Below are 16,893 nucleotides of genomic sequence, written 5' to 3'. Positions count from 1 at the left end.
TATCAGCCAAACATGATAAAACTTTGAACGGAGTGCAAATCTATCATGAAAGGACGGGATTTAAGAACGCTTGCGCACCGTGAGCACGGCTTCGGTGTCCAGCGCGCCCTCCATTTTGCAGTGGAGCACGGCGCGGCCTGCCCGGCCGGTGGTGGCAAGGTAGGTGCCCGCCATGCCGCCCCGCAGCGGCACGACGCTGGGGCCGAGGATCCTGACCGGGCCTTCCACGCTCAGCTGAACAGCCTCGCCGCAGTAGGGCAGGAAGTTGCCGTTCTGGTCGATGGCCCGCAGGCTGACGGCAGCGCAGTCCCAGGTGGGGCCGTCCGTCAGCAGGGGATTGTAGACCGTGCACTCCAGCCGGACGCTCTGCACTGGCTCCCGCACCACGGTGCGGACGGTGCGCCCATGCCACACGGCCTCGAACCGGTAGACGCTGGAGGGCGAGCCGAGGACGCCGATGTACTTGTAGTACATCCGGAGCAGGTCATTCCAGCTCAGCCGCAGCGAGAGCAGCCGCGCCCGGCTCAGGGGCGAAAGGCTCAGCGCGTCCCGGCGCATCTCGTTGAGGATGGCGGCCACCTGCGGCGCGACCACGGGGTCCAGCCCCTCATACTTTTCGAGCAGGGAGCCGACGAAATCCTGCACCTCGATGGGCGGATGGGGCAGCGCCGCGAACCGGCCCCGGCGGTCCGGGCTGAACTCGGCAATGAAATCGTTGCCGCGGTAGAGCCGGACGCTCTCGGCGTTGGTGAACACCCAGCAGGCCCCGGCAAACCCGCCGGGGTGGTCGCCCAGCGCCATGCTGGACGAAACTTCCAGCACGATGTCGGAGGGGGAGCGGGGCGTCTTCTGGCTGGCATAGACGGCGGCGGAGAGCTTCGGGTTCCGGAACGAGTCGAGCACACCGTGGTAGCAGATGCGGTCGCCGCTGCCGAACTCCCGGTGGGTGTTGTAATCGGCCATGCACCAGCCAAAGCTGCCCGCCACGCCCGGCTGGGCGATGGCATCGTTCAGGACGGCCGCGTGGTGGAGGGCCTGGGCTAGCCGGTGCGGCTCGTCGTCAAAGGTCTTGGCCGGGAACTGCTGGCCCCCGAACTCGCTGATGAGGTAGCCCTTGCGCAGGTCGGGCGTGACGGCGGAGCGGTTCTCGCAGCCAGCCCCCCGCCCGGTGTAGGAGTAATCGTTGTAGGCGTAGACGTCTTCCAGCAATTGGTCTTTGCGGCGGATGTGGGCACCGCCGGTGGGGCGGGTGGGGTCCAGCCGCCGGACGGCCTCATTGGTGCGCTTGTAGAACGCTTCATCGTCGGGGCTGCCGTTGACCCGTACGCCCCACAGAAAGACGCTGGGATGGTTGCGGCACTGGCAGACCATCTCGCGGCAGTTCTGCAATGCCTGCGCCTGCCAGCTCTCGTCGCCGATGTGCTGCCAGCCCGGCATCTCCACAAAGACCAGAAGCCCCAGCTCGTCGCAGGCGTCGAGGAAGGCTTGGCTCTGGGGGTAGTGGCTGGTGCGGACTGCGTTGCAGCCCAGCTGCTTTTTCAGAATCTGGGCATCCAGCTGCTGGATGCTGTCCGGCATGGCGTAGCCCTGATAAGGGTAGCTCTGGTGGCGGTTCAGGCCGCGCAGCTCCACCCGCTGGCCGTTGAGGTACAGCCCGCCCGCCACGAACTGGAGGGTCCGGAAGCCGAACCGGGTGGATTTTTCGTCCAGCACCCGGTCGGGCAGGCCGCTGGTGCCGGGGCGGATGAGCCGCACGGTGAGGGTGTACAGGAAGGGGTGTCCGATGCTCCATGGGTGGACGCCGTTCAGGGTGCCCACGATGGGCAGCGACAGCTCGCCGCTGTAGAGCGCCCGGCTCCCGGCGGGGCTGCGGATCTCGGCCTGCAAGGTGCAGCCGACCGTCTCGCCCACGGTGGAGGTGTAGATGCGGAAATCGCCCTCGGCCTGCGCCTCGATGAAGATGTCCCGCAGGTAGGCAGGCTCCTTCACGTCCAGTGAGACGGCGCGGTAGATGCCGCCGTAGGTCAGGAAATCGATCTGCCCGCCGAAGGGCGGGATGTTCAGGTCTTCCCGGCTGTCGCACCGGACGGCCACGACGTTCTGCTCCCCCAGGCGGAGGGATTCGGTCAGGTCCACGGTAAAGGCCATGTAGCCGCAGCCATGGTGAAACACCCGGCGGCCGTTGCAGAAGACGGTGGCGTCGTGCGCCACGGCCTCAAAGGTCAGCAGGACCGTGCGGCCCTGCCACTCTTTGGGTGCAAAAAACTCCCGCCGGTAGCCGCAGAGCCGCTGGTAATCGTTCTCATTGCAGTAATTGTAGGGCAGCGTCCTGACCGTGTGCGGGATGCGCACCGGGGTCAGGGGCAGATCCGGACATTCCGGCCGCACGATGGCGGGGTCGAATACCGGGGTGAAGGTCCAGCCGTCGTTCCAATCGTAGTGTTCCATAGCCTGCTCTCCGTCATGGTAAAAAATACTTATCTTCATGTTACCACAAAGTTATGAACGAAAAAAGGATGCAGGCGCTGTTTCTGCGGGATTTCTCACTTTTTCTGGAACAAAAGCGGCGGATGGCAGCAGAAAAGCCCGGCCGGGCAGTGCCGGTCAGGCTTTTTGGGCGTGGCTGCTTATCGGATGAAATTCGTCATGGGGCGGCGGGGATTCTCCGGGTGCCGGATGCCGGCGGCCTTGCCGGCCTCGATGCACTGGAGCAGCCAGGCCATGTTCCGGCCCAGTTCCCGCATCACGGCGCAGCCCTCTTCGTCCTGCAGGACCTGAGCGGGGTTGGAGCCGTGGACCATGGCCCAATAGGAGCCGTTGACCAGCGGCATGTGGAAGAACTCCGGGTACTTGACCAGCTGGTCCAGCGTGGTGGTGGTGCCGCCGCGGCGGGCCGAACAGCAGATGGCGGCGGGCTTGTAGGCCAGATACTTGCCGCCTGCGTAGCTCAGGCGGTCCATAAAACTGGTCATGTTGCCGGAGGCCGAGGCATAGTGCACCGGGCTGCCGAAGACGAAGGCGTCGGCGGTCCGGGCTTTTTCGATGGCCTCGTTGACTACGCCGCCAAAGACACAGCCGCTGCCTGCAGCGCAGCCGCCGCAGCCGATGCAGCCGCCGACGGGCCGGGTGCCGACGTTGAAGATCTCGGTCTCGATGTGGGCGCGGTTCAGCTCCTCCGCGATGAGGGACAGAGCGGTGTAGGTGCAGCCTTTTTCGTGGGGGCTGCCGTTGATGAGCAGGACTTTCATACGTTGAATCTCTCCTTTTGACCATGCGCCCCGGAACAGGGGGCGCTCTGCCCTGATTTTAGCACACTTGCGGCCGCAGTGCAACGCGGGCCTTGACAAAGTACGGTGTCTTGACAATAATATAAAGATACATAAAACGGAATGCAAAAGGAGGCAACCACATGCGAGTCATTGCAGGAGACGCACGGGGCAGACGGCTGGAGGCCCTGCCCGGCACCGATATCACCCGCCCCACCCTCGACCAGGTCAAGGAGGCGATGTTCAGCATCGTTCAGTTCGACCTGCCCGGCGCACGGGTGCTGGACCTGTACGCAGGCAGCGGCCAGCTCGGCATCGAGGCCCTCTCGCGCGGGGCAGCACGGTGCGTGTTCCTGGACGAGAACCGCGAGGCCGTCAACATCGTGATGAAGAACTGCAAGGCCTGCGGCGTGTTCGACCGCAGCCGCGTCAACATCGGCGAGGCGGCGCGGTATCTTTCCGCCTGCCGTGAGCAGTTCGACCTGGTTCTGCTGGACCCGCCGTTCCACGGTGGTACGCTGGAAAAGATCCTTCCCAGCGTGGAAAAGGTGCTGGCGCCCGGCGGCATCGCCCTGTGCGAGAGCGAGACCGGCCTTGTGCTGCCTGCCGAGGTGGGCAGCCTGACGCTGAAGAAACAGTATAAGTATGGCAAGGTGCTGCTGTGGAAGTACACGAAGCCCATGCAGCCTGCCGGAGAGGAAGATGCGGAATGAACGTGAACGAGCTTTTGGATACCATTGAGGACACGCTGGAAGAGAGCGCCGGGATGCCCCTTTCGGGCGGCAAGCGGATCGTGGACGTGGAGCAGATCCGGGATTATCTGGACGAGATCCGCCAGAATCTGCCCGTGGAGCTGCGGCAGGCACAGTCCATCGTCAGCGACCGCGCCCAGCTCATTGATTCGGCCAACGCCCAGGCCCAGGCCATCGTGAAAAAGGCCGAGGACCGCGCCCGCATCCTCGTCAGCGAGGCGGAGATCGTCAAGGCGGCCCAGCAGCGCGCCTCCGAGATCGTCTCAGCCGCCCAGACCGAGGCCCGCACCGTCCGCCAGACCGTGACCGACTACTGTGATAATATGCTCAAGACCACCGAGGAGACCATGGCAGAGAACGCTGCGCAGGTCCGGAACGTCCGCGCCAATCTGCGCCAGACGCCCCGGAAACCCCAGTGAGCGGAGTTTGTCGGAAAAACCCATTCGTCCCTGCCAGCAAAATCGACGGCTTGCAGGGGCTTTTTTTGTGACATTTTGAGAGAAAAACCAGCCCGAAAAGCCTTGCATTCGCAGGGCGGTTTTGTTACAATAAAACTGTATCAGAGAGATGCCTTGGGGCAGTGTGTGCCTGCGGGCAGAAAAACACGGCGAAAAACGGAAAAAACAGCGTGAAATCGCCGGATGATACGCAACTTGAAACGACAGAAAGGAGGCTGGGCCCTATGGGCAGTGAAACGATCGGACAAGCCTTTGACCCGGCCTCGTTTGAGCATGTGCCTGTGCTTTTGAACGAGTGCCTGGACGGCCTTGCCATTGACCCGGCAGGCACCTATCTGGACGGCACTGCAGGCGGTGCGGGACATTCCCGCCAGATCGCGCTGCGGCTGGACGCGGAACAGGGCGGCAGGCTCATCTCATTGGACCAGGACCCGGACGCGGTGCAGACCGCGCGGGCGCGGCTGGCCGGGCTGCCTGCCACCGTGGTGCAGATCAACTTCCGCTATGCGGGACAAGCTCTGGAACAGCTGGGCATCGACAAGATCAACGGAGCGCTGCTGGACCTCGGCGTTTCCAGCCACCAGCTGGACGATGCCGCCAGAGGCTTTTCCTACCGGGCAGACGCTCCGCTGGACATGCGGATGAGCCAGGAGGGTGAGACCGCCGCCGACCTCGTGAACACCGAGAGCCGGGAGGAGCTGGCCCGCATCCTCAAGGATTACGGCGAAGAACCCTTCGCCTGGCAGATCGCGGGCAAGATCGTCGAGGCACGGGAGACTTCCCCCATCGAGACGACATTGCAGCTGGCCGACATCGTGGCCAGCGCCATGCCGGCGGCCGAGCGGCGCAAGAACAAGAACCCGTCCCGCCGCACCTTCCAGGCGCTGCGCATTGCAGTCAACCACGAGCTGGACGCACTGGAAGAGGGTATGGACACCATCTTTGAGCATCTGGCCCCCGGCGGGCGGCTGTGCATCATCACCTTCCACTCGCTGGAAGACCGGCTGGTGAAGAACAAGTTCCGCCGCTGGGCCACCGCCTGCACCTGCCCGCCAGAGTTCCCGGTCTGCGTCTGCGGCGGCAGGGCCAAAGCAAAACTCATCACCCGCAGACCCATCGAAGCAAATACGCAGGAGCTGGAAGAGAACCGGCGCAGCCGGTCGGCACATCTCCGCGTTCTTGAAAAAATTTAACCACCGCGGAGTATCAGTGAGGAGGAGAGTACCATGGGCCAGGCAGCATATGATATGACAGAGGTGCGCCGCAGAAGAGCACCCCAGACGCAGCGGAACGTTCCGCTGCGGGTGGAAAAAGGCGGCAAGCCCCGGCTGAACCCGGTGCGCGCTGCCATGCAGCACGCATTGCAGCTGCTCTCGGCGGCGCTGCTGGTGGGCTTTGCCGTCAGCCTGCTGTGGAGCGAGTCCCAGCTGGTGGAGCTGAACAGCAAGATCCAGAACGCCAAGGCGGAGCTCGTCAGCGAGCAGAGCCAGTACACCTACTACAACAGTGCACTGAACAACCGCACCAACATCACCAGCGTGGAAGAGACGGCCACCCGCCTCGGTCTGATGAAGATCGACCAGAGCCAGATCACCTACATCCGCCTGGACGAGGGCAGCGTCCTCGTCCGCAAGGAGTCCGCTGTGCGGCAGTGGACCGACTTGCTGCACGACGGTGCCATGATGGTCATGGGCCGCGTGAACCGCGCAAACTAAAATAAAACAGGAAAAGCGTGCGGCAGCGCACGCTTTTTCGGTTTCTCAGGAGTCAAACCAACATGCAGGAACCATCCTCCAAGAACAAAAAAGGGCTTTACCGGCTGCGCCGCGCTGACCCGCACGAGCGGCTGAGCGCACGGCTGCGGCATTTCAGCTTTGGCGCGGCGGTGGTGTTCGTCGTGGCGGCGGCAGGCATCGTCATCCACAGCCTGTACAATATCCAGATCAAGAACGGCGCGACCTTCCGCCAGTATGCGGCCCAGCAGCAGCTGCTGGACAGCACCATCCAGGCGACCCGCGGCGAGATCTACGACACGTCCGGCATCACGCTGGCCTCCACCAGCGTGGTCTGGACCATCTGGGCCGACCCCAGCTACAGCACGGCCCTGTTCACCAGCAGCAAGAACGACGACACCGGCGAGGTGACCAGGACGGCTGACCCTGCCGCATTGCAGGAGGTCAGCACCCAGATCACCCTGCGGCTGCTCTCTGGCGATGGTGAGAGCCTGGACAGCGTGGACACCTCCTCGGCGGCCTACCAGACCCAGTATCAGGCGGTGTACGATGCTCTGTTCAAGAGCGACTCGGCCTACCAGACGCTGGCCACCAAGGTGAACAACGCCATCAAGCTGTCCATTGAACAATACGTCACCGCGTATAACAAGGCTCACAAAAAGGCCGATGCCGACAAGGGCATCCGCAAGGGCCGCATCTCTGTCTCGTCCACCAAGAGCTTCCAGCGGGATTATCCCTATGGAGCCTTTGCGGCGGCGGTGCTGGGCTTCTGCGATGCCGACGGCTACGGCACCTACGGCCTGGAAAAATCCTACGAATCCACGCTGGCGGGCGTCAATGGCCGCACCATCACCCTGCGCAACGCTTACGGCAATGCCATCGCGGACGAAAACGCCACCACCTATGCCGCCAAGGACGGCTCCAATCTGGTGCTGTCGCTGGATGTGAACATCCAGGAGGTGGCGGAGCGCTACCTGAACGAAGCCATCTCGGCCAACAACGTCGAGAACCGCGGCGCGGCCATCGTGATGAACGTCAAGACAGGTGCCATCCTGGCCATGGCCTCCAAGCCGGACTTCGACCCCAATAACGCGCTGGATTACACCGCCAACGAGGCCTATCTCAACGAGCTGGTCCACGCCGAACCGGAGCTTTACGGCATCTACCTCAAGAATGAGGACGGCAGCTATGTCACGGATGCGAACGGCAACAAGGTGCTGGACCCGGAGGGCGATTATTCCGGCTATTACCGCGACATCCAGTGGAAGAACAAGACCATCACCGAGCTGTACTACCCCGGAAGCGTCTTCAAGGTCATCACGGCGGCCATGGGGGTGGACTCCGGCAAGGCGACCATCAACACCACGCTGAACTGTTCCGGTGCCTACGGCGTCGCCAAGGAGACCTATCACTGCGCCGGCAAAAAGGCCCACGGCGTCCAGAATCTGGCCGAAGCGCTGCGGAACAGCTGCAACATCTACCTCATCCAGCTGGGCCAGCGCATCGGTTCCAGCCTGTTCTATGATTACTTTGACGCCTTCGGCTTCACCGAGCGCACCGGCGTGGACCTGCCCAGCGAGACGAACTTCATGCAGTATTACAGCAAGAGCCGCCTGGGCGAAGTCGAGCTGGCCTCGTCGGCCTTCGGTCAGGCCATGGCGGTCACGCCGCTGCAGGTTTGCACGGCCATCTCCGCTGCTGTCAACGGCGGCTATCTCGTCACCCCTCATGTGGTGGATAAGATCACCGACCAGAACGGCAACGTCATCGAAGAGGTGGGGGCAAACGTCCGCCGCCAGGTCATCAGCGAGAGTGCCAGCAAGGCCATCCGCCAGATCATGGAATATGAAGTGGCGGACGGCACTCAGGGCGGCGGCGGCCGCGCCTACGTGGCAGGCTACCGCATCGGCGGCAAGTCCGGCACGTCCGAGCAGCTGAACATGGACCGCCGCAGCGACGGCGACTACAAGAAGGTCGCTTCCTTTGTGGCGGTCCTGCCCGCCGACGACCCGGAGATCCTCGTCTACGTCATGCTCGACGACCCCAACAACGCCAAAACGGACTACTCGTCCATTCTGGCTGCGCCCGTCGTCGGCAACATCATCAGTGAGATCGCGCCCTACCTTGGCATCGCCACCGACGGCACTGACCGCAGCGGCACCATCGTCAAAGTGCCCAACCTCATCGGCAACGAGTGGAGCAATGCGCAGGTCTCGCTGAACATCAAGGGCCTCAAGCACCAGCTGGCCGAGAGCGACGCCAGCCAGGCGGGCGCGGTGGTCACCTACCAGTACCCGCGCGCAGGCGCGGAGGTGCCCTACGGCACCACGGTGTATCTGTATACCGATACATACGAAGGCAGGCACACGGAGGTGCCGGATGTGACGGGCAAGAGCGCGGATTTTGCCCGCCAGATGCTGGCAGCAGCCGGGCTCAACTGCATTGTGGCCGGCGATGCGAACGGCCTGGTCCAGGAGCAGAGCGAGGCGGCGGGGGCCAGCGTCCAGCGCGGCACCCTCGTGACCATCACCTGCGGGTAAACCCTCTCAGGCGCTTCGCGCCAGCTCTCCCCCAAGGGAGAGCCATTGGCAGCCGGGTCGTGAGGTTCCGATCTGCTGGGGGCTGTTGGTAAGAGGAACGGCATCTCGTATGGAAGACGATCGAGTGATATCAGGAAAAGGGAGAGTATCGTATGGAAAAGATCAGAGCAAGCATTCTGCTGAACGGCCTTGCGCCGGAAGGCTTTGACACCGGGGACGCCGAAGTGTCCCTTGTGACCACCGACAGCCGCGAGGTCTGCCCCGGCTGCATCTTTGTGGCCTTTCCGGGGGAACGATTCGACGGCCACGACTTTGCAGCCAAGGCACTGGAAGCCGGGGCCTTCTGTGTGGTGCTGAACCACCCGGTCGAGGGCGTCCCGGCGGAAAAGGCCGTGCTCTGCGCGGACAGCTACCATGCCATGATGGTGATGGGGGCCAACTACCGCAGCCAGTTCCACCCCAAAGTCGTGGGCGTGACGGGCAGCGTGGGCAAGACCACCACCAAGCAGATGTGCTATGCTGCCATCGAGGGCTTCGGCAATACCATCAAGACCGAGGGCAACCAGAACAATGAGCTGGGCCTGCCCCGCACGATGTTCCGCATCGGGAACGAGACCGAATATGCCGTCGTCGAGATGGGCATGAGCCACCTGGGCGAGATCGAGCGGCTGAGCCGCTGCGCCCGCCCGGATGTGGGCATCATCACCTGCATCGGCGTGTCCCACATCGGCAACCTGGGCAGTCAGGAGAACATCTGCAAGGCCAAGTTGGAGATCTGCGCCGGTCTGCCGGAGGGCGCTCCGCTGGTGCTGAACGGCGACGACCCCTTCCTGCGGAAGGCAGAGCTGCCGGAGCATGTCCGGCCCGTCTGGTTCAGCCTGGGCGACGAGGGGGCGGATGTCTGCGCCCTGTCCATCCAGCAGGAGGCCGACGGCATGAGCTTTGTGCTCGAAGACCACGAGGAGGGCACCTTTATGGTGCACATCCCTGCGATGGGCCGCCACAATGTGGCCAATGCGCTGGCCGCCTATTGCGCCGCCACCCGGCTGGGCCTCAATGCCCGGAAGGTGCTGCGGGGCATCAGCAATTTTGAGCAGACCGGGATGCGCCAGAAGATCGTGCACAGCAACGGCGTGGATGTCATCGAGGACTGCTACAACGCCAACCCCGACAGCATGAAGGCCGCGCTGGCCATGTTCCGGGAGTACCCCTGCAAGCGCCGCTTTGCCCTGCTGGGCGATATGCTGGAGCTGGGAGACCTGAGCCGTGAGGCCCACGAGGAAGTGGGCCGTCAGGCGGCGGAAAGCGGCATCGACACCCTCATCACCTACGGCGAGCAGGCCCGACGCACGGCCGTGGTGGCTGCGGCCAAGGGCCTGACCACCCTGCACGCCAACACCTACCGCGAAGCCGCCGACGCCCTGCTCCGGCTGATGCAGCCGGGCGATGCGCTGCTGGTCAAGGCCAGCCGCGGCATGGCGCTGGAAAAGGTGCTGGAACTCTTCTACAAGGAGCAGCAGTGATATGATCCGTTTTGCCTTGATCGTCGCATCGACACTGGGGTTCGTCCTCACGGCGGCGATGGGGAATCTGATGGTGCCGCTGCTGCGGGCCTTCCAGAGCCGCCAGCAGCCCACCCGCCCGCCGGAGCCGGAACGGCCGGACGCTGCGCCAAGCCAGGACTCGGACGAAGCGCCGGAGCGCCCAGCCCAGCCGCCCACGATGGGCGGGCTCTGCCTGATGGTGGGGGTGCTGGCCGCCGTGGGTGTGGGCTGGACCGCCGCCTGCGTGGCCGAACCGCAGCTGCTGGGCACGGAGGGCCTGCTCTCCACCCGGCTGCTCATCGCCCTGTTCGGGGCGCTGCTGTTCGGCGGCGTCGGCCTGGCCGATGACCTGGCCCGCATCCGCCGCCGTGCCCCGCTGGGCCTGCGCCGGGGCACCCGCCTGCTGCTGGAAGCGGGGGCCGGTGCCGTGGTGCTCCTGCTGCTGGGGGCCAGCCGCTGCCTTGCCACCGGGCTGGCCCTGCCGGGCCTGGGCTATGTGGAGCTGGGCGTTCTGGCTCCGCTGGTCTGGGAAGCGGGCCTTGTGGCGCTGGCCGAGAGTGTCCGCATCGCGGACGGCATCGACGGCCTGTGCTGCGGCACCGCATTTGCGGCCCAGCTGGGCCTGATGCTCTGCATGACCATCCTCGGCTGGTTCCCGCTGGCCGTCTTCCCGGCGGCGCTGGCCGGGGCACTGATGGCGTTCCTGCTCTGGAACTTCCCACCCGCCCGGCTGCGGCTGGGCAGCGTGGGCAGCCTGTTTCTGGCCGGGGCACTGGGCTGTGCGCCGCTGTGCATCGGCTGGCCGGACCTTGCGCTCCCGCTGGGGCTGCCCTACTGGCTGGAGGGCGGCATGGTGGCGGTGCAGATCGTGGTCTATCAAACCACGCATGGGAAAAAGCAGCTCTTCCGCACGGCCCCGCTCCACCGCTGGATGGAGCTGCGCGGCAGCAGTGCGGTGCAGATCTTTTATACATTCTGCGTGCTCGCCCTGCTGGGCGCGGCGCTGGCCCTGCAATGGGCAAAAATCAGTTGAGGAGGTGTGCAGATGGCAACCATCCGCCGAAAAAAGCCGGAGCCGTTCGCGCTGCTGCAGCGGGACCCCGGCCCCTGGTCTCCCATTCTGCTCTACTGGCTGGCAACGCTGGGCATCATCATCGTATTCGGGCTGGTGATGCTGTTCAGCGCCAGCTATACCACAGGCTATCTCCGCTTTGGCGACAGCCTGCACTACATCAAATCCCAGGTGCTCTGCCTGGGGCTGGGCCTTGTGGCCATGTTTTTGTTCTCCTATGTAGACCACCGTCTGCTCCGCAGGCTGGTCTGGCCGGGGTATTTCCTTGTGCTGGCGCTGCTGGTGCTGGTGCTGTTCAGCACCCCGCTGAACGGCTGCAAGCGCTGGCTGCGCGTGGCCGGTATGACGGTGCAGGTTTCGGAGATCGCAAAGTTTGAGATGATCCTGCTCACGGCCCACATCGCGGCCAAGGCCCCCCGGCTGGAAAAACTGGACCCCAGCCGCAGCGGCCAGGTGCCGGTGGGGCCGTGGCTGCAGCAGCGGCTGGTGCGGGAGCTGCTCCTGCCGCTGCTCCCGCTGCTGCCGGTCATCCTGCTGCTCGTGATGGAGCCGCACATGTCCGGCATCGTGCTGACCACCGCCATGGTGGGCACCATCCTGCTGCTGGGCGGCAACGGCGGCGTCATCACCTGGGTGGGGGGTGCAACCGGCATTTTTCTGCTGGAAACGATCCTGCAGCACATCGACTCCATCCCCTACTTACAGAGCCGTCTGGACGGCTGGACGCAGGACCTGACCAAGATGACAGACCAGACCCTGCAAAGTCTGTACGCCATCGGCTCCGGCGGTGTGACGGGCCTGGGGCTGGGCAACAGCATCGAAAAGCAGCTCTGGCTGCCCGAAAGCACCAACGACTTCATCTTCAGCGTCGTCTGTGAGGAGCTGGGCTTTATGGGGGCCGTGCTGGTCATCGTGCTGTTCGTGGTCTTCCTCGTACAGGGGTTCTGGCTGGCCTTCCACGCCGAGAACCGCTTCTGCACGCTGGTGGGCATCGGCATCATGGCGCAGATCGCGTGGCAGGTGTTCTGCAACATCGCGGTCGTCACCAACACGCTGCCCAACACCGGCATTTCGCTGCCTTTCTTCTCCTCCGGCGGCACGAGCCTGATCTTGCTGCTGGCGGAGATGGGGGTCATGGTCAACATTGGCCGCAACGGTGAGCGCATCCGTCAGGAGCGCCGCCGCGCCCACGAGGAGCGGGAGGCCCGCCGCAGGGAAAAGACCATCGTGCTGGATACCGCGCGCAGAGCGCGGACCGAATCATAAGGAGGAACCAAGATGCGTGTTCTGATCGCTGCCGGCGGCACGGCCGGCCATATCAACCCCGCACTGGCCATTGCCGGTGCACTGAAAAAAGCAGACCCGACGGCCGAGATCCATTTTGCCGGCCGCAAAGAGGGGATGGAGTACCGTCTGGTGACCCAGGCGGGCTATCCCTTCCACCACATCGAGATCACAGGCTTCCAGCGGAAGCTCTCGCTGCACAACATCAAGCGGAACCTCATCACGCTGTGGAACTTGGCCCTCTCCGGCCCCACGGCCCGGAAGATGATGCGGGAGGTACAGCCCGATCTGGTCATCGGCTGCGGCGGCTATGTGTCCGGCCCGGTGGTGCGCTGCGCCGCCAAAATGGGCATCAAGACCGCCCTGCATGAGCAGAACGCCTTCCCCGGCGTGACCAACAAGCTGCTGGCCCCGGATGTGGACATCGTGTTCGCCGCTGTGCCCGCTGCCGTGGAAAAGCTGGGTGCCCCCGAAAAGACCCGCGTGGTGGGCAACCCCGTGCGGCCGGAGGTGTTCGCCCAGGCCAGAAACCGCGACGCCATCCGCGCCGAACTGGGGGCAGGGGACCGCACGGTCATCCTGTCGTTCGGCGGCAGTCTGGGAGCACGGCGGGTCAATGAGGTCGTGGCCGACCTCTGCGCCTGGGAGCAGAAAAATCAGAAGCCGGTGCTGCACCTGCATGCCACCGGCCAGTACGGCGTGGAGCTGTTCCAGAACCTCGAAAAAGAGAAGGGCTTTGCCCCCGGCGACAGCCTTGTCGTGAAGGAATATATCAACAACATGCCGGAGCTGCTGGCCGCGGCAGACCTCGTCATCAGCCGCGCCGGTGCCCTGACGCTGGCCGAGCTGGAGGCTGTGGGCCGCGCTGCAATCCTCATCCCCAGCCCCAATGTGGCCGAGAACCACCAGTATTACAACGCCATGGAGCTGCAAAAAGCCGGGGCTGCGGTGGTCATTGAGGAAAAAGACCTGACCGGCGAAGCACTCGTGGCCACCGTGGCCGACCTGCTGGCCGAGCCGGGAAAGCTGGCGCAGATGGGCCAGAACGCCCGGAAGCTCTCGGTGGACGACAGTCTGGACCGCATCGCCAATGCCCTGCTCCAGCTGGTCAAGACCCCGTAACAGAACGTGAAATCCAAAGGAAAGGAGGTGCGGCCCAATGGCAGACCGACCCCAGAACCGGAAGAAAAATGGGAAGCGCCGTCCGGTCTACGATCAGGCGCGGGACGCCCGGCCCAGCCGCCCGGCGGACCGGAGCAATGTGGGATACCCCAGCTCCACGACGCCCGGCAGACACCCGGTAACCAACCCGAACTATGACCCCGATGCGCCCCGGCCCAGCCGCTATGCGGCGCGGGATACCGGCTCCGGCAGCTACCCGGACAACAGCATCCAGTTTCCCACCGGAGGCCGCCCCGTCCAGAAGCAGAATCCCTCCCGGAACCGGGCACCCAATGCGCCGCGCCAGAACCAGCGGAGAACGAGCGCGCCGCAGAGCCAGCGGCCCCGCAATGGGAAGGCCCGGCCGCAGAACCCGAACGCCCGGCGCCCGGCCAGCGGCCAGCGGCTCCGCCCTACGCAGGCGAACCTGCGGGACCCCGCCCGCCGGGAAGGAAAAAAGAAACGGAAGATGACCCGCAAGGCCCTCCGACGCCGCAGAGCCATCCAGCGCCTGACCGCGCTGGCCATGCTGCTCTGCGTCATCGCGGCAGGCATCTATTTGACGGTCACCATGCTGTTCAAGATCAACACCATTGAGGTGCGGACGGCGGACGGCGTGGTGAGCGAAGCGGGCGGCTACTCCAGCGAGCAGATCCTGCAGGCGCTGGGCGTCCAGAAAGAAGAGAACATCTTCAGCTTTGACCCCGCTGCCAAAGCCGCCGCGCTGGAAAAGGTCTTCCCCATGCTGGAGGACATCCGGGTGGAGCGGGACTACCCCAGCACCGTGGTCGTGCGGGTGGCGGAAGCCCAGCCCGCCTACGCCATGCAGACGGCAAAAGGCTGGCTGACCCTCTCGGCCGGGCTGAAGATCCTGGCGGCGGACTCCGCCCAGCCCACCGGCCTGCCTACGCTGTACGGCGGCGAGCCGGTCTTCTCGGACCCCGGCGAGCAGCTGTGCTTCGAGGAGGAGACACCGGCAGACAGCAGCACCGCTTCGGAGAGTGCCTCCGACCCGGCCAGCGCCTCCGCTGCCGTGGAAGAGGAGGCGGGCGACAAGCGCCTGGAGGCTCTCAGCACCCTGCTGACGGCGCTGGATACCGCCGGGATGCGCGGGGATGTCACCCGCATCGAGTTCGCTGACCCGGAGGAGATGGCGTTCCTGTATCAGGACCGCATCAGCGTCCGGCTGGGCACCCTGAACGAACTGGACTACAAGCTCAAGCTGGCCCGGCATGTGCTGCTCAATGAGGACGGCAAGGGCTGCGCAGCCACCGACACCGGTACGCTGGACTTCACCCACATCAGCATGTCCAGCACCCGCAAATTCACCTTTGCGCAGGGCGAGCCGGAGCTGCCGTCCGGCTATGTCGTGCCGGAGCCGACGACACCGGAGGAAGCCCCGGCAGAGGAAACGGCGGACAGCACCGCAGAGGGTGCCGCCGATGCGGCAGCGTCCCCGGCGGACGCCGCTGCACAGCCTGCGGACGATGCCCAGGCTCCGACCACAGAGACAGACCCGGCTCCCGCCGCGCAGGATACGGCAGGCACCGGGGCTGCAAACTGAAAAAGTGAGGTTCATGTATGAAACTGGAACAATTGATGGAAGGCGTCCCCTTTGACCTTGTGCAGGGCAGTCTGGAGACCGAAGTGACCGATATCATCTACGACAGCCGCAAGGCAGCCGAGGGCATGGCCTTCGTCTGCATCGTGGGCACCCAGCGCGACAGCCACGACTTCGCGGCCGACTGCGCCGCCAAAGGCGTGAGCGTACTGGTCATCCAGCATGACATCGACCTGTCTGCCATGCCGGACGTGACCGTTGTGAAGGTGGAGAACAGCCGCTATGCCATGGCGCTGATGAGCTGCAACCTTTTCGGCAACCCGGCCCGGCAGATGACCGTGATCGGCGTCACCGGCACCAAGGGCAAGACCACCACCACCCACATGATCAAGAGCGTGCTGGAAGCCGCCGGCAAAAAGGTGGGCATGATCGGCACCAACGGCATCTATTTCATGGGCCGCCATCAGGAGACCGCAAACACCACCCCCGAAAGCTACGAGCTGCAAAAGACCTTCCGCCAGTTCGTGGATGCAGGCTGTGATGTGGCGCTGATGGAAGTGTCCAGCCAGGGCCTGATGATGGACCGTGTGGCGGGCATCCACTACAACGTCGGCGTCTTCACCAACCTTTCGCCGGACCACATCGGCCCCGGCGAGCACAAGACCTTTGAGGAGTACCGCAGCTGGAAGGGCCAGCTGTTCAAGCGGTGCGACGTCGGCGTCGTGAACATCGACGACGAGAACACCGAGGCTTTGCTGGAAGGCCACACCTGTAAGCTGGTGACCTATGGCCGCAGCGAGAAGGCCGACTACCGCGCCGAGGGCTGCGAGCTGCTGCGCACCCACGATTTTCTGGGGGTGGCCTTCCACGTCTCCGGCAAGGACGACATGGACGTCCGGGTGAATATGCCCGGTGAGTTCAGCGTATACAACGCGCTGGCCGCGCTGGCCGTGGGCAAGGTGCTGGGCCTGCCCGATGCCGCCATCCACGAGGGTCTGGGCAAGTGCGTCGTCAAGGGCCGCGTGGAGCTGGTGCCCATCAGCAAAAAGTTTACCATCCTGCTGGACTACGCCCACAATGAGGTCTCCACCGAGAGCCTGCTCACCACCCTGCGGGCCTACAAGCCGCATCGGCTGGTGGTGGTGTTCGGCTGCGGCGGCAACCGCTCCAAGCTGCGCCGCTACGGCATGGGCGAGACCTGCGCCAAAATGGCCGATTTCTCCATCCTCACCGAGGACAACAATCGTTTTGAGAAGGTCGAGGACATCCTCGCCGATATCCGGGTGGGCATGAACAAGGGCAACCCGGACGCCAAATTCGTGGAGATCCCCGACCGGCTGGATGCACTGCATTACGCCGTGGACCACGCCCAGGAGGGCGACCTGATCGCCGTCATCGGCAAGGGCCACGAGACCTACCGCGACCGGATGGGCGTCAAGACCCCATTCCTGGAGCGGGAACTGCTGGAAGAATACGCCCAGCAGATCGGGCTGAAATAAACAGACATAAAAAATACGGAGCA

At 64.4% G+C, this 16,893-nt stretch carries 13 protein-coding genes; 11 read left to right on the top strand and 2 right to left on the bottom strand.

What is annotated here, in order from left to right; translation table 11 throughout:
* Positions 1-60: 60 nt before the first annotated feature.
* A complete protein-coding gene (locus tag DWY95_RS10510) occupies positions 61-2,448 on the bottom strand; it encodes a glycoside hydrolase family 2 TIM barrel-domain containing protein (RefSeq protein WP_118553482.1) in 2,388 nt (795 codons plus the stop codon).
* A 179-nt stretch (positions 2,449-2,627) separates the two neighbouring features.
* Positions 2,628-3,248, bottom strand: a complete 621-nt coding sequence (locus DWY95_RS10505; RefSeq protein ID WP_097793096.1) for a flavodoxin family protein — start codon at positions 3,246-3,248, stop codon at positions 2,628-2,630.
* 161 nt (positions 3,249-3,409) lie between these two features.
* Here DWY95_RS10505 and rsmD point away from each other — a divergent pair, with 161 nt between their 5' ends.
* From rsmD to DWY95_RS10450, 11 genes are all read left to right on the top strand, one after another.
* Complete coding sequence (gene rsmD / locus DWY95_RS10500; protein ID WP_118553481.1) at positions 3,410-3,979, top strand: 16S rRNA (guanine(966)-N(2))-methyltransferase RsmD; 570 nt, start codon at positions 3,410-3,412, stop codon at positions 3,977-3,979.
* Positions 3,976-4,437 (top strand): ATPase, encoded by a 462-nt coding sequence (locus tag DWY95_RS10495; RefSeq protein ID WP_118553480.1) that lies wholly within the window; start codon positions 3,976-3,978, stop codon positions 4,435-4,437. Before rsmD ends, DWY95_RS10495 begins: the two co-directional genes overlap by 4 nt.
* A gap of 263 nt (positions 4,438-4,700) precedes the next feature.
* Positions 4,701-5,669: a 16S rRNA (cytosine(1402)-N(4))-methyltransferase RsmH gene (rsmH, locus tag DWY95_RS10490; protein WP_118553479.1), complete on the top strand. Its 969-nt coding sequence runs from the start codon at positions 4,701-4,703 to the stop codon at positions 5,667-5,669.
* Positions 5,670-5,702: 33 nt separating this feature from the next.
* Positions 5,703-6,191 (top strand): cell division protein FtsL, encoded by a 489-nt coding sequence (locus DWY95_RS10485; protein WP_097793092.1) that lies wholly within the window; start codon positions 5,703-5,705, stop codon positions 6,189-6,191.
* A 62-nt stretch (positions 6,192-6,253) separates the two neighbouring features.
* Positions 6,254-8,749: a penicillin-binding protein 2 gene (locus DWY95_RS10480; protein WP_118553478.1), complete on the top strand. Its 2,496-nt coding sequence runs from the start codon at positions 6,254-6,256 to the stop codon at positions 8,747-8,749.
* Positions 8,750-8,901: 152 nt separating this feature from the next.
* Positions 8,902-10,272: a UDP-N-acetylmuramoyl-tripeptide--D-alanyl-D-alanine ligase gene (murF, locus tag DWY95_RS10475; RefSeq protein WP_118553477.1), complete on the top strand. Its 1,371-nt coding sequence runs from the start codon at positions 8,902-8,904 to the stop codon at positions 10,270-10,272.
* 1 nt (position 10,273) lies between these two features.
* Positions 10,274-11,326 (top strand): glycosyl transferase family 4, encoded by a 1,053-nt coding sequence (locus DWY95_RS10470; protein WP_118553476.1) that lies wholly within the window; start codon positions 10,274-10,276, stop codon positions 11,324-11,326.
* 12 nt (positions 11,327-11,338) lie between these two features.
* Complete coding sequence (locus DWY95_RS10465; RefSeq protein WP_118553475.1) at positions 11,339-12,631, top strand: FtsW/RodA/SpoVE family cell cycle protein; 1,293 nt, start codon at positions 11,339-11,341, stop codon at positions 12,629-12,631.
* Positions 12,632-12,643: 12 nt separating this feature from the next.
* Positions 12,644-13,771: an undecaprenyldiphospho-muramoylpentapeptide beta-N-acetylglucosaminyltransferase gene (gene murG / locus DWY95_RS10460; protein WP_118553474.1), complete on the top strand. Its 1,128-nt coding sequence runs from the start codon at positions 12,644-12,646 to the stop codon at positions 13,769-13,771.
* A gap of 37 nt (positions 13,772-13,808) precedes the next feature.
* Positions 13,809-15,374, top strand: coding sequence for an FtsQ-type POTRA domain-containing protein (locus tag DWY95_RS10455; protein ID WP_118553473.1), 1,566 nt, complete (start codon positions 13,809-13,811; stop codon positions 15,372-15,374).
* A gap of 17 nt (positions 15,375-15,391) precedes the next feature.
* Entirely contained in the window at positions 15,392-16,870 is a 1,479-nt protein-coding gene (locus DWY95_RS10450) for a UDP-N-acetylmuramoyl-L-alanyl-D-glutamate--2,6-diaminopimelate ligase (protein WP_118553472.1), read from the top strand.
* Positions 16,871-16,893 lie beyond the last annotated feature (23 nt).

It is taken from the genome of Faecalibacterium sp. AF28-13AC (assembly GCF_003478405.1).
Classification (GTDB): domain Bacteria; phylum Bacillota; class Clostridia; order Oscillospirales; family Ruminococcaceae; genus Faecalibacterium; species Faecalibacterium prausnitzii_E.
The sequence above is the reverse complement of the archived record's forward strand: the minus strand, read 5'-3'. Positions and strand labels throughout refer to the sequence as shown.

What these genes read in the sequence shown, in the direction of transcription:
- DWY95_RS10450 (WP_118553472.1), top strand. Translation starts at nt 15,392, where the DNA reads ATGAAACTGGAACAATTGATGGAAGGCGTCCCCTTTGACCTTGTGCAG.
- DWY95_RS10510 (WP_118553482.1), bottom strand. Translation starts at nt 2,448, where the DNA reads ATGGAACACTACGATTGGAACGACGGCTGGACCTTCACCCCGGTATTC.
- murG (WP_118553474.1), top strand. Translation starts at nt 12,644, where the DNA reads ATGCGTGTTCTGATCGCTGCCGGCGGCACGGCCGGCCATATCAACCCC.
- DWY95_RS10465 (WP_118553475.1), top strand. Translation starts at nt 11,339, where the DNA reads ATGGCAACCATCCGCCGAAAAAAGCCGGAGCCGTTCGCGCTGCTGCAG.
- DWY95_RS10485 (WP_097793092.1), top strand. Translation starts at nt 5,703, where the DNA reads ATGGGCCAGGCAGCATATGATATGACAGAGGTGCGCCGCAGAAGAGCA.
- DWY95_RS10480 (WP_118553478.1), top strand. Translation starts at nt 6,254, where the DNA reads ATGCAGGAACCATCCTCCAAGAACAAAAAAGGGCTTTACCGGCTGCGC.
- rsmD (WP_118553481.1), top strand. Translation starts at nt 3,410, where the DNA reads ATGCGAGTCATTGCAGGAGACGCACGGGGCAGACGGCTGGAGGCCCTG.
- murF (WP_118553477.1), top strand. Translation starts at nt 8,902, where the DNA reads ATGGAAAAGATCAGAGCAAGCATTCTGCTGAACGGCCTTGCGCCGGAA.
- DWY95_RS10505 (WP_097793096.1), bottom strand. Translation starts at nt 3,248, where the DNA reads ATGAAAGTCCTGCTCATCAACGGCAGCCCCCACGAAAAAGGCTGCACC.
- DWY95_RS10495 (WP_118553480.1), top strand. Translation starts at nt 3,976, where the DNA reads ATGAACGTGAACGAGCTTTTGGATACCATTGAGGACACGCTGGAAGAG.
- rsmH (WP_118553479.1), top strand. Translation starts at nt 4,701, where the DNA reads ATGGGCAGTGAAACGATCGGACAAGCCTTTGACCCGGCCTCGTTTGAG.
- DWY95_RS10455 (WP_118553473.1), top strand. Translation starts at nt 13,809, where the DNA reads ATGGCAGACCGACCCCAGAACCGGAAGAAAAATGGGAAGCGCCGTCCG.
- DWY95_RS10470 (WP_118553476.1), top strand. Translation starts at nt 10,274, where the DNA reads ATGATCCGTTTTGCCTTGATCGTCGCATCGACACTGGGGTTCGTCCTC.